This window comes from Ottowia sp. (assembly GCF_046348305.1).
Classification (GTDB): Bacteria; Pseudomonadota; Gammaproteobacteria; order Burkholderiales; family Burkholderiaceae_C; genus Ottowia.
The window spans coordinates 59,152-71,504 of record NZ_JAXMEM010000007.1 but is presented as its reverse complement, the minus strand read 5'-3'; the positions used below and the strand labels follow the sequence as shown (position 1 = coordinate 71,504).

The window sequence follows — 12,353 nt, the reverse complement described above, 5'->3', positions numbered from 1 at the left end:
ATCACACATATAGAGCCGTGGGTATTCGCAAATCAGTGGATCCGGCCTAGACTGAATGCAGAAATCCATCTGGAGACAAATCCGTGGAACCCAAACCGACCGGCGTGTTGCGCGGCGTGCGCGTGCTCGAACTGGGTCAGGTGCTGGCCGGCCCCTTTGCCGGCGCCATCCTGGCCGACCTGGGCGCCGACGTGATCAAGGTCGAGCGCGTGCAAGGCGGCGACGACGCACGCCAGATGGGACCGGCGTTTCGTCACGGCGACGCGATCAACTTCCACATCTTCAACCGCGGCAAGCGGTCGGTAGCGCTCGATCTCAAGAGCCCGGTGGGCCTGGCGGCGTTCGAGCAACTGGCGGCCGAGGCCGACATCTTCATCCACAACATGCGCCCCGGCGTGCCCCAGAGCATGGGCATTGACGGCCCCCGCCTGTGCGCGCGCCACCCCCGTCTGATCTACTGCGAGATCTCGGCCTTCGGTCACGTCGGGCCGATGGCGATGCGGCCCGGTTATGAGCCGCTGATCCAGGCCTTCAGCGGCCTGTCCAGCACCAACGGCGGGCCCGACGACCCGCCCATGCGCTCGGGCGCCTCGATGTGCGACATGGGCAGCGGCATGTGGGCCGTGATCGGCGCGCTGGCCATGCTGCAGCAGCGCCAGAGCACCGGGCGCGGCGGCATCGTGAGCACCTCGCTTTTGGAAACCGCGCTGGCATGGAACGGCCAGAAGGCGGACGCCTACGTCAACGAAGGCAGGCTGCCCAAGCGCCACCGCTCGGGGCATCCGGGCTTCGTTCCCTACGAGGCCTTTGACACGCAAGACGCTCCGCTGCTCATTTGCTGCGGCAACGACCGCCTGTTCGGCAAGTTCGCCAACGAGCTGGGCCGCCCCGATTGGCTGACGGACGAGCGCTTTGTCACCAACCGCGCCCGGCTGGCCAACAAGGCGGCACTGGTCGCGCAGTTGGACCCGATCCTGCGCGCCAGGCCGCGCGCCGAATGGGTTGGCCGCTTCGAGGCGGCGGGCGTGCCCTGCGCGCCCATCAACACGGTGCCCGAGGCGCTGGCCGATCCGCAGGTGCAGGCGCTCGGCATGTTGGCGCCGGTGCCGGGCGAGGACTTTTCGCTCACCGCGCTGCCGCTCTCGTTCGACGGCACGCGGCCGCCGCTGCCAGGCCCGGCTCCGCGTTTGGGCGCCAGCAACGCCACGTACGGCTTTCCCGCTCCCGCCCCGACCCAACCCTCCAAGGAATCCAAATGACCTTTCTGCCCACCCGCACCCTGATGGCCCTCGGCACCGCGGCCGCCACGCTGCTTGCGCTGCCCGCCGCCGCGCAGGACTACCCCAGCAAGCCCATCACCATGGTCGTGCCATTCGGCCCGGGCAGCGGCACCGACCAGATGGCGCGCCTGTATGCCAAGGCGCTGGGCGACCAGGTGAAGGTGCCCATCGTGGTCGAGAACAAGGGCGGCGCCAACGGCTTCATCGCCGCGCAATACGTTGCCAAGGCCGCGCCCGACGGCTACACGCTGATGATGACCACCAACACCACGCACGCGGCCAACGAGCATCTGTTCAAGAAGATCCCTTACGACCCGGTCAAGGATTTCGCCCCCATCGGCCTGCTGGCCACGGGGCAGATGCTGTTGCTGGTCAAACCCGACTCGCCCTACAAGAGCGTGGCCGACCTGCTGGCCGCCGCCAGGAAGACGCCGGGCAAGCTCGACTTCGGCAGCGGCTCCTCGTCCAGCCAGGTCGCCGGCTTTGCGCTGCAGCAAATGGCCCACCTGGACATGCTCAACGTGCCCTACAAGAGCAACCCGCAGGCCATCACCGACCTGATCGGTGGGCGCTTCACGTTCATGTTCTCCGACACGCCCACGGCCCTGCCGCAGGTGCAGGGCGGCAAGCTGCGCGCGCTGGCGACCAGCGGCTCCCACCGCGTGGCGGCCCTGCCCGACCTGCCCACGGTGGCCGAGGCCGGCGTCAAGGGCTACGACGTGAGCTACTGGTTTGCGGCCTACGCGCCGGCCGGCACGCCCCCCGCCATCGTGGCCAAGCTCAACCAGATGTTCAACAAGGCCTCCGCCACCGACGAGGTCAAGGCGTACATGAAGCAGACCAGCGGCACGCTCACATCCAGCACGCCCGAGGGCCTGGCCAAGTTCCAGGCCACCGAGTCGAAGAAGTGGGGCGAGGTCATCCGCGCCGCGGGCATCGAGCAGCAATGATTGCGCCGAATGCGGAGCGAATGAATTCTTCTCGGACGACTCGATATACCGACCTGGAGACGCCCATGCCCGAAGGCAACTCGTTCGAATGCACCGCTGCGAGTGGTGGCCCCACGCAGGCCATGATCGTGCCTGCCCGCGTCTGAAAACCACACCAAGGAGCCCCGGCGAGCATGACCGATCGCACCACAAGCCCAACATCGACCGGCCCCCTGCACGGCGTGCGCGTGCTCGACCTGACCACCGTGTTCATGGGCCCCTCGTGCACCCAGTTGCTGGGCGACCTGGGTGCCGACGTGATCAAGGTCGAGGCGCCCGGCGGCGACTCCACGCGCAGCATCGGCCCCCACGGCGACGTGGGCCTGGGGCCGCTGTTCATGGGCCTGAACCGCAACAAGCGCAGCATCGTGCTCGACCTGAAGAAGCCCGAAGGCCTGGCGGCGCTGCTGCGCCTGGCCAAGGACGCCGACGTGCTGGCCACCAACGTGCGCCCGGCCGGCATGCGGCGCCTGGGCCTGGGCTACGAGCAACTGGCCGAGGTGAACCCGCGCCTGATCTACGCCGCCATGGTGGGCTTCTCGCAGCGCGGGCCGTACGCACCGAAGGCGGCTTACGACGACATGATTCAGGCCGCCACGGGCCTGGCGGCGGCCGTGGGCGAAGCTTCCGGCGGCGAACCGCGCTATCTGCCCATCACCATTGCGGACCGCTCGGTGGGCCTGTATGCCTTTGGCGTCATCAGCGCGGCGTTGTATGCGCGTGAGCGCACCGGCGTGGGCCAGAGCATCGAGATTCCGATGTTCGAGACCATGATCCCCTACATCCTCGGTGATCACCTGTACGGCCACACCTTCGATCCGCCCAAGGCGGGCTTCAGCTACCCGCGCCTGATGTCGCCCAACCGCCGGCCCTACAAGACCAAGGACGGCTATGTGTGCTGTCTGATCTACACCGACCGGCATTGGGACGTCTTTCTGAACGCCGTGGGCAAGGGCGAACTGCTCAAGACCGACCCGCGCTTTGCCAACATCCGCACCCGCACGCAGGCCATCGACGCGCTGTACCAAATGGTGGCCGACGAACTGGCGCACCGCACCACGGCCGAGTGGCGCGCGCTGCTGCCTGAGTCCGACATCCCGATCTTCCCGATGCACACGTTCGACAGCCTGCTGCACGACGAGCACCTGGCCGCGACGGGCTTTTTCGAGCACACCGAGCACCCGGTGGTCGGCAAGATCCTGGAGACCGCCGTGCCCAGCGAATGGTCGGGCACGCCCCCAACGCAGCGCACGCCCGTGCCCATGCTGGGCCAGCACACGGCCGAGGTGCTGCGCGAAGCGGGCATGGGCCAGGCCGAGATCGACGTGGTGCTGGCGCAAGGCGCCAAGCGCTCGAACGCCAAACCCGCACCCCATCCCAAGGAGCCCTTCGCATGAGCACCGAACCCTCGGCCAACGCGCCCGATCTGCTGAGCCGCCAGGACGGCGGCGTGCTGCACCTGACCATCAACCGCGAGGCGCGCCGCAACGCCATGAGCCCGGCCGTGGTGGCCGGCCTGACCGAAGCGCTCAGCGCCGCCAACGACGACCGCAGCCTGCGCGCCATCGTGCTCACTGGCGCGGGCGAGAAGGCCTTTTGCGCCGGCGCCGACCTGGCTACCGGCCAGTCCTTCAAGTTCGACTATTCCGAGCCCTCGCAGAGCATCGCCAACCTGTTTCGCGTCAGTCGGCGCCTGAACGTGCCGCTGATCGCACGCGTCAACGGCGCCTGCATGGCCGGCGGCATGGGGCTGATGGCCATGTGCGACATGGTCGTGGCCGCGCCGCACGCCATCTTCGGGCTGCCCGAGGTCAAGGTGGGTCTGTTCCCGGCGCAGGTGCTCTCCGTGCTGCAGCATCTGATCGGCGCGCGGGCTCTCGCCGAGCTGTGCATCACCGGCGAGCCGATCAGCGCGCAGCAGGCGCTGCAGATCGGCCTCATCAACCGGGTGAGCGAGGACCTGGACGCGGGCGTGCAGGCGCTGCTCGATCGCTTTCTCGACAAGTCCCCCGCCGCGATCCGCCGCGGGCTGTATCTGATGAAGCGCACGGGCGCGATGTCGTTCGAGGAATCCATGGCTTTCACCGAAAGCCAGATCGCGCTGTTCGCGCTGACCGACGACGCGGCCGAGGGGCAGGCCGCCTTCCGTGAAAAGCGCAAGCCGAAATGGAGTGGAACATGAGCCAAGAAAAGATCGTTCGCATCGGCGGCGCCTCGGGCTTCTGGGGCGACTCCAGCGTGGGTGCGCCGCAACTCGTGCAAAGCGGCCAGATCGACTACCTGGTGTTCGACTACCTGGCCGAGCTGACCATGTCCATCCTGGCCGCCGCGCGCATGAAAAAGCCCGAGCTGGGCTACGCCACCGATTTCGTGACGGTGGCGATGAAAAGCGTGCTGAAAGACGTGGTGGCCAAGGGCATCCGCGTGATCAGCAACGCCGGCGGCGTCAATCCCGAAGGCTGCGCCGCCGCGCTGCGCGCGCTGGCCCAGGAGCAGGGCGTCGAGGTCAAGATCGCCGTCGTCACGGGCGATGACGTGATGCCTCTATTGCCCGATCTGCGCAACGCCCAGCCGCCCGTGGCCGAGCTGCAAAGCGGCAAGCCCCTGCCCGCCAAGGTGGTCACCGCCAACGCCTATCTGGGCGCAGCACCGATCAAGGCCGCGCTCGATGCCGGCGCGCAAGTCGTCATCACCGGCCGCTGCGTCGATTCGGCCGTGACGCTGGGCGCGCTGATGCACGAGTTCGGCTGGACGCCGCAGCAATACGACCAACTGGCCGGCGCGTGCCTGGCCGGTCACATCATCGAATGCGGCTGCCAGGGCACGGGCGGGCTGCATACGGATTGGCAGGACGTGCCGGACTGGGCGCACATCGGCTACCCCATCGTCGAGTGCAGGTCGGACGGCAGCTTCGACGTTACCAAGCCCAAGGGCACCGGCGGGCTGATCGCGCCGCAATGCGTGGCCGAGCAATTGCTCTACGAAATCCACGACCCGGCGCACTACCTGCTGCCCGACGTGGTGTGCGACTTCACGCAGGTGCGCATGGTGCAGGCCGGCGCGCATCGTGTGCACGTGAGCGGCGCACGCGGCCGGGCGCCGACGGCCAGCTACAAGGTAAGCAGCACCTACCTGGACGGCTTCAAGACCTCGGCGCAGCTGACCATCGTCGGCTTCGACGCCGCCGCCAAGGCGCAGCGCACCGGCGAGGCCATCCTGGAACGCGTGGGCGAGCTGCTGGCCGCGCAGGGCCTGGCGCCCTTCAGCGCCACGAACATCGAAGTGCTGGGCGCGGAGTCCTGCTACGGCCCGCTGGCTGCGCCCGCCGCACAGCAAACGCGCGAAGCCATCCTGCGCCTGACCGCACGCCACCCCGACAAGGCCGCGCTGGAGCTGCTGGCGCGCGAGATCGCCCCCGCCGGCACCTCGTTTGCGCCTGGTACCACCGGCTCGGGCGGCGGGCGTGCCGGCGTCTCGCCCCTGATTCGGCAATACGCCTTCCTGCTGGACAAGGCACGCGTGACGCCGGCAGTCACGCTGGATGGCGCCCCGGTTTCACTCCCTCTCCCGCCTGCGGGAGAGGGCCGGGGTGAGGGCCAGCCGCCTTCCTCAAGCCCCGAAGGTCATGAATCAAATCCGGCCTCCGCCCGCACTGAACAAGCGCAAGCAGCTATCCATTCGATAGAAACCGATACCGACACCGTCGAAGTCCCCCTGATCCTTCTGGCCTGGGCACGCTCGGGCGACAAGGGCGACACCTCCAACATCGGCGTGATCGCACGCAAGCCCGAGTGGCTGCCGCTGCTGCGCACGCAACTGACCGAGGCGCGCGTGGCCGAGCATCTGGCGCACCTCGTCAAGGGTCGCGTCACGCGCTTTGAAGTGCCCGGCATTCACGCCTTCAACTTCGTGTGCGAGCAGGCGCTGGGCGGCGGCGGCATGGCCTCGCTGCGCAACGATCCGCTGGGCAAGGGCATGGGGCAAATCCTGCTGGCGCTGCCGGTACGCGCGCCCAAGTCCTGGCTGTCCTGATCTTCTTGTCGGAGACTTCGCATGACCGAACCTCGCCGCTTGCGGATCGACCGCCGCACCACGCTGTTCGCCCTGGCCAGCACCCTCGCCGCGCCCGCGGCCTGGGCCCAGTCGGCCAGCCATCGCCCCATCCGCATCATCGTCGGCTTTGGCCCCGGCAGCGCCAACGACCTGATCGCCCGCGAGCTGGCGCGCGACATGGCCGAACTGCTGGGCCAGCCGGTGATCGTCGAGAACCGCCCCGGCGCCGGCGGCTCGCTGGGCACCGAGGCGGTGGCCAAGGCCGCGCCCGACGGCCTGACCCTGGGCCTGGGCACCAGCTCGCAAATGGTGATGAACGTGGCGCTGTACCGCCACCTGCCTTTTGACGTCGAGACCGACCTGCGCCAGATCGGCCTGATCGGTCGCACGCCCCTGGTGCTGGCGGGCAAGGCCAGCGGCCCCAAGACGCTGAAGGAGCTGATCGCTGCCGCCCGCGCCAACCCGGGCCAGCTCACCTACGGCTCGGCGGGCGCCGGCTCCATCAGCCACATCGTGGGCGAGGCTTTTGCGCGCGCCGCCGACATCCGGCTGAACCACATCCCCTACAAGGGCAACGGCCCGGCCATGGCCGACCTGGCCGGCGGCCACGTGGACATGGTGTTTGACGGCATCATCACCTCGCAGCCCATGGCCCAGCAAGGCCGCGTGCGCCTGCTGGCCTTTGGCGACCAGCGGCGCAGCCCCGTCATCCCCAACGTGCCCACCTTTGCCGAGCAAGGCCTGCGCGAGTACGACGCCTATTCGTGGAACTGCCTGTTCGCCCCCGCCAAGGTGCCCGACGCCGACATCGCGCGGCTCAACCAGGCCCTCAACGCCGCCCTGGCCTTGCCGGAAATGAAGGATCGCCTGGCACGCGGCGGCTCGGACAACCTGGGCCCCTCCACCCCCGCCCAGGCCGACGCCTTTGGCCGCAGCGAGCGCGAGCGCTGGGTGCCCTTCGTGCGCAGCTTGAAGCTGGGCGTGGGTTGATCTTGCACCGTCCCATCGGCCCGGCCGGCGCGGTAGTGATCGACACCAACCGCGTGCTCGACCTGTGGCTGTTCGACGACCCGCAGGTGGCGGCGCTCAGGCGGGCGGTGCAGGACGGCGCGGTGCGCTGGCTTGCCACGGCAGCAATGCGCGTCGAGCTGGCGCGTGTACTGCACTACCCGCTGATCGCCGCCCAGTTGCAGCGCCGCCAGCGCGATGCGGCGCAGGTGCTGGCCGCCTTTGACCACTGGGCCGAGCCCACGCCTCCCGCGCCGCCCAGTGCCGTGCGCTGCGCCGATGCCGACGACCAGATGTTCATCGACCTGGCCATGGCCTGGCGCGCGCACCTGTTCAGCAAGGACCGCGAGGTGCTGACCCTGGGCCGGCGGCTGGCGCCGCTGGGCGTGGCGGTGCATGCGGGCGACTGGGTCGGCAGCGCCCGAGAATAGGGTTTCCAGACGTCACCCGCGCCGAACGCGACCGCAATCCGGGTTTACCATTGCGCCCCATGCAAGACGCACTCGAAACCATGGCCGACAAGCTGCGCAAGGCGGCCGAGCAAAGGCGCCCGCTGCGCGTCCGGGGGGGCGGCACCAAGGACTTTTATGGTCAGCTTTTGCATGGCGAATTGCTGGATACCCGCCCGCTGGCGGGCATCGAGGCCTACGAGCCCAGCGAACTGGTGGTGACCGTGGGCGCCGGCACGCGGCTGCTCGATCTGCAGGCGCGGCTGGCCGAGCATGGCCAATACCTGCCGTTCGAGCCGCCGCAGTTCGGCAGCTCCAGCACCGTGGGCGGCATGGTGGCCGCCGGCCTGGCCGGCCCGGCGCGCGCCAGCGTGGGCGGCGTGCGCGAGCATGTGCTGGGGGTGCAGGTTCTCAACGGCAAGGGCGAGTTGCTGAAGTTTGGCGGCCAGGTGATGAAAAACGTGGCCGGCTACGACGTCAGCCGCCTGATGGCCGGCTCGCTGGGCACGCTGGGCGTGATCGTGCAAGTCAGCCTGAAGGTGTTGCCCTTGCCGCCGGCCGAATGCACGCTGCTGTTCGAGCTGTCGGAGACCAGCGCGCGCCAGCAGCTCAACCGCTGGTGCAGCCAGCCGCTGCCGATCAACGCCAGCTGCTGGTCGGGCGGCCAGCTGGCGGTGCGCTTGCGCGGCGCGCGTGCGGCCATCGAGTCGGCCCAGCGCGGCATGGGCGGCAGCGCGCTGGAGCCCGAGCGCGCCACGCGCCAGTGGGCCGCCGTGCGCGACCAGTCGCTGTCCTCCTTTCGCCTGGCGCCGGGCGAGGCCCTGTGGCGCGTCAGCGTGCCCGACACCGCCACGCCGCTCAACCTGGGGCCCACGCTGATCGAATGGCATGGCGCGCTGCGCTGGCTGCGCCTGCCGCCACAGGCCGCGCCGCAGGTGCGTGCCGCCGCCGCGCGCGCGGGCGGGCACGCCACGCTGTTTCGCGGCGGCGACGAACGGGTGCCGGTGTTCACGCCCTTGCCCCCGGCGCTGGCGCGGATTCATGCACAACTCAAGCAGGCTTTTGATCCGGCCGGCATCCTCAACCCTGGCCGCATGAGCCCGGATTTTTGAGCGGCGGCTGTCGTTGGCTCACGCCCGCTGATCACGCAAGAAAAACACGCCCCTCTGATGCAAACCCATCTCGCGCCCGAATTCCAGAACACCCCCGAAGGCCAGGAGGCCGAGGCCATTTTGCGCAAGTGCGTGCACTGCGGCTTTTGCCTGGCCACCTGCCCCACCTACCAGCTGCTGGGTGACGAGCTGGACAGCCCGCGCGGGCGCATCTACCAGATCAAGCAGGTGCTCGAGGGCCACGCGCCGACGCGCGAGACCCAGTTGCACCTGGACCGCTGCCTGACCTGCCTGAACTGCGAGAGCACCTGCCCCAGCGGTGTCGAATACGGCCACCTGGTGGACATCGGCCGCCAGGTGGTCGAGCGCAAGGTCGAACGCCCGGCCGCCGACGCACGCCAACGCGCGCTGCTGCGCACCGGCCTGTCCTCACCGCTGTTCGGCCCCGCCATGCGCCTGGGCCAGGCGGTGCGTGGGCTGCTGCCCGAGTCGATCAAGGCCAAGGTGCCCGAGCGGCGCGACACCGGCGCCTGGCCGCGCCGCCGGCACGTGCGCAAGGTGCTGCTGCTGGAAGGCTGCGTGCAACCATCCATGGCGCCCAACATCAACGCCGCCACCGCGCGCGTGCTGGACGCCGCCGGCATCGAATGCGTGCGCCCGCGCGGGCAGGGCTGCTGCGGCGCCGTCAAGTTCCACCTGGCCGACGACGCCGGCGGCCGGGCGCAGATGCGCGCCAACATCGACGCCTGGTGGCCGCACATCGAGCGCGGCGCGGTCGAGGCCATCGTCATCAACGCCTCGGGCTGCGGCGTGCTGGTGAAGGACTACGGCCACCTGCTGCAGGGCGACGCCCGCTACGCCGCCAAGGCGCAGCGCGTGTCCGAGCTGACGCTGGACGTGAGCGAGCTGCTGCCCGAGCTGGTGGCGGCGCTGCAAGAGCGCGTGCGCCCGCGCACCGACGTGCTGGCCTGGCACGCGCCCTGCACGCTGCAGCATGGCCAGCGGCTGCGCGGCGGGGTGGAGGCCAACCTGGCGCAACTGGGCTTCACGCTGCGCCCGGCCGCGCAGGAGGCGCACCTGTGCTGCGGCTCGGCCGGTACCTACTCGGTGCTGCAACCCGAGCTGTCGAAGAGGCTGCGCGAGCGCAAGCTGGGCCACCTGCAGGGCGAGACGGCAGCCGAGCGCCCGGCCGCCATCCTGTCGGCCAACATCGGCTGCATCACGCACCTGCAGGCCGGCACCGACGTGCCGGTGCGGCACTGGATCGAGGTGTTGGACGAGGCTCTATCAAAACCATAGCTGCTCGCGATTGGCCATCAAGCGTCCAGAGGTTGAGAGTTTTTTTGGACGTAGCCCAGGAGCGCATCAAAAGGCGGCCTATCAAGAGGCAAGGCGCAGACGTAGCTCGGGCTACGGCGAGCATTTGCTTGCGACGAGTGGGCGTGTTTTGGCGTGATCAGCGGGCATGGGCAAAAGGCTCTCAAGCTCTCAGGGCCGCTTCGATATCCGGCCCGATGGATGCCGGCGTGACCTGCGGCGCGTAGCGACGAATCACCTGGTCGTCGCGGCCAATCAAAAACTTGGTGAAGTTCCACTTGATGCTGGAGCCCAGCAGGCCCGGCGCCTCGGCCTTGAGCCAGGCAAACAGCGGGTGCGTGTGCAGGCCGTTGACCTCGGTCTTGGCCATGACCGGAAAGCTCACGCCGTAGTTGCGCTGGCAAAACGCGCCGATCTCCTCGGCGCTGCCGCGCTCCTGCATGCCGAACTGGTTGCACGGAAAAGCCAGCACCACCAAGCCTTGCGGGCCATAGCGCTCGTGCAACTCTTGCAGCCCGCCCAGTTGCGGCGTAAAGCCGCAGGCGCTGGCGGTGTTGACGACGAGGCGCACCTTGCCGCGATAGCGCTTCCAGGGCACGGACTTGCCCTCCAGCGTTTGCAATTTCAGGTCAACGGGTTCGGCCACAGCCATGGTGCGCTCCAATCAAAAATCCGGTGCCATCTTGCGGCGCGCGGCCAAGCAAGTCAAACGCATGTCAGTTTTGCACGGCGCTGCGCGTCACCCGCAAGGCATGAAACCCAAAGAGGCCAATGGCCGCGGAGCAGGCCCAGCCAGCAATCGCCGTGGCCGGGGTTTCCCCGGCCAGGGGCGTGCCTTGCAGGCCGCGCCGGGCCAGTGGCCCGGCTCCTCGCCAGCCAACAAAAGGTCCACTGGACTTTTTGTGCGCGGGCTCGGCCCTCTTCAGGGGGTGGGCGAAACATCGCGCAGCGAGTGGAGACTGGGGTGTTTCATCTCAGCGCCGCACGGCCAGCAGCGCCGTCAGCATGATGAGCGCGCCACCCACCCACACCAGGGGCGTGGGGTGCGCCGCGCCCAGCACAAACGATGACGCGGTGGCGATCACCACCTCCGAGAGCATGATCAGCGCCGTCACCTGCGCCGGCAGGCGCGCCGCGCCGTATTGCAGCGCCAGGTTGCCGCCCAGAAAGCCGACGGTCAGCACCAGCACCCAGGGCAACGCGCTCCAGGGCACGCCCGGCCACGGCCCGGCGGCGCCCGCCAGCGCCAGCACGGTGGCCATGCCCAGGCCACCGCAAAACATGGCCAGTGCGCGCCCGTCCTCCGGCGTGTCGCGCCAGCGGCGCACCAGCGCGTTGGTCAGCGCAAAGCAAAAACCGCCCGCCAGCGCCAGCCAGTCGGCCCCGCTTTGCGGCAGCGGCCAGGCCAAACCGGGCCGCCACAGCACCAGCACCACCCCCGCCAGCGCCAGCGCCAGACGCAGCGCTGCGGCGCGCGTGGGCCGCTCGCCCAACAGCAGCCAGGCCAGGCCGATGGACCACACCGGCATCATGTAGAACAGCAGCGTCACGCGCACCACGTCACCCGCCGTGACGGCCCAGTTGAAGCACACGTTGGTCAGGCCCGCGGCCGCCGCCAGGCCCCACAGGCGCGGGTGCGTGGCCAGCGCGCGCGCGCCCTGCGGGCGCCACAGCAGCAGCGCCGCCAACGCCAGCACATAGACCCCGGCCGTGCCCCACACCGGGTGCAGCCCGCGTGCCTGCAGCGCCTTGAAGGGCAACCAAGCCAGGCCCCACACGGTGGCGTTGAAGAGCAGGGCCAGCGCTGGCCCGATGGCAACCGAACGCGTGTCTTGGAAAGCAGGGGTAGTCACACCGAGTCAGGGCGTATCCGAGGCACAGGCGGCGCTTGAATTCGAGAGGGCCGGATGGCCTCGGAGCAGACCAAGCCAGCGATCGCCGCGGAAGGGCTTGGCCCGCCCGCTGGCGATGCCCCCTCGCACGGGGAGGAGAAACAACGCGAAGCGTGTGGAGCCTGGGGATGATTCATCTCAGTTATCCATGGCGCTGCGCACCACCCGCAGAGCATGAAACCCAAAGAACCCAATGGCCGCGGAGCAGGCCATCCAAGGGCACCCGTGGCCGGGGTCTCCCCGGTCACTGGCG

At 69.2% G+C, this 12,353-nt stretch carries 11 protein-coding genes; 9 read left to right on the top strand and 2 right to left on the bottom strand.

Going from position 1 to position 12,353, the window contains the following annotated elements:
• Positions 1 to 83: 83 nt before the first annotated feature.
• From U1F38_RS09620 to glcF, 9 genes are all read left to right on the top strand, one after another.
• Positions 84 to 1,259 carry a CaiB/BaiF CoA transferase family protein gene (locus tag U1F38_RS09620; RefSeq protein ID WP_409986841.1) on the top strand — a complete coding sequence of 392 codons (1,176 nt, stop codon included), beginning with the start codon at positions 84 to 86 and terminating at the stop codon, positions 1,257 to 1,259.
• Entirely contained in the window at positions 1,256 to 2,230 is a 975-nt protein-coding gene (locus tag U1F38_RS09615; RefSeq protein ID WP_409986840.1) for a Bug family tripartite tricarboxylate transporter substrate binding protein, read from the top strand. The genes U1F38_RS09620 and U1F38_RS09615 overlap by 4 nt, the downstream gene beginning before the upstream one ends.
• A gap of 173 nt (positions 2,231 to 2,403) precedes the next feature.
• The gene (locus tag U1F38_RS09610; protein WP_409986839.1) at positions 2,404 to 3,666 is read left to right on the top strand and encodes a CaiB/BaiF CoA transferase family protein; all 1,263 of its coding nucleotides are present in this window, start codon (positions 2,404 to 2,406) and stop codon (positions 3,664 to 3,666) included.
• Entirely contained in the window at positions 3,663 to 4,451 is a 789-nt protein-coding gene (locus U1F38_RS09605; RefSeq protein WP_409986838.1) for an enoyl-CoA hydratase/isomerase family protein, read from the top strand. The genes U1F38_RS09610 and U1F38_RS09605 overlap by 4 nt, the downstream gene beginning before the upstream one ends.
• A complete protein-coding gene (locus tag U1F38_RS09600) occupies positions 4,448 to 6,301 on the top strand; it encodes an acyclic terpene utilization AtuA family protein (RefSeq protein ID WP_409986837.1) in 1,854 nt (617 codons plus the stop codon). The genes U1F38_RS09605 and U1F38_RS09600 overlap by 4 nt, the downstream gene beginning before the upstream one ends.
• Before the next feature lie 21 nt (positions 6,302 to 6,322).
• Positions 6,323 to 7,312, top strand: a complete 990-nt coding sequence (locus U1F38_RS09595) for a Bug family tripartite tricarboxylate transporter substrate binding protein (protein ID WP_409986836.1) — start codon at positions 6,323 to 6,325, stop codon at positions 7,310 to 7,312.
• Positions 7,313 to 7,314: 2 nt separating this feature from the next.
• On the top strand, positions 7,315 to 7,761 hold the full coding sequence (locus U1F38_RS09590; protein WP_409986835.1) for a putative toxin-antitoxin system toxin component, PIN family: 447 nt from the start codon (positions 7,315 to 7,317) through the stop codon (positions 7,759 to 7,761).
• Positions 7,762 to 7,820: 59 nt separating this feature from the next.
• Positions 7,821 to 8,891 (top strand): glycolate oxidase subunit GlcE, encoded by a 1,071-nt coding sequence (glcE, locus tag U1F38_RS09585; RefSeq protein ID WP_409986834.1) that lies wholly within the window; start codon positions 7,821 to 7,823, stop codon positions 8,889 to 8,891.
• A gap of 57 nt (positions 8,892 to 8,948) precedes the next feature.
• Positions 8,949 to 10,190: a glycolate oxidase subunit GlcF gene (gene glcF, locus U1F38_RS09580; protein ID WP_409986833.1), complete on the top strand. Its 1,242-nt coding sequence runs from the start codon at positions 8,949 to 8,951 to the stop codon at positions 10,188 to 10,190.
• 181 nt (positions 10,191 to 10,371) lie between these two features.
• Here glcF and U1F38_RS09575 read toward each other — a convergent pair whose 3' ends face one another.
• Complete coding sequence (locus U1F38_RS09575; protein WP_409986832.1) at positions 10,372 to 10,860, bottom strand: glutathione peroxidase; 489 nt, start codon at positions 10,858 to 10,860, stop codon at positions 10,372 to 10,374.
• Between the two features lie 322 nt (positions 10,861 to 11,182).
• Positions 11,183 to 12,061, bottom strand: coding sequence for a DMT family transporter (locus U1F38_RS09570; RefSeq protein WP_409986831.1), 879 nt, complete (start codon positions 12,059 to 12,061; stop codon positions 11,183 to 11,185).
• Between the last annotated feature and the right edge of the window lie 292 nt (positions 12,062 to 12,353).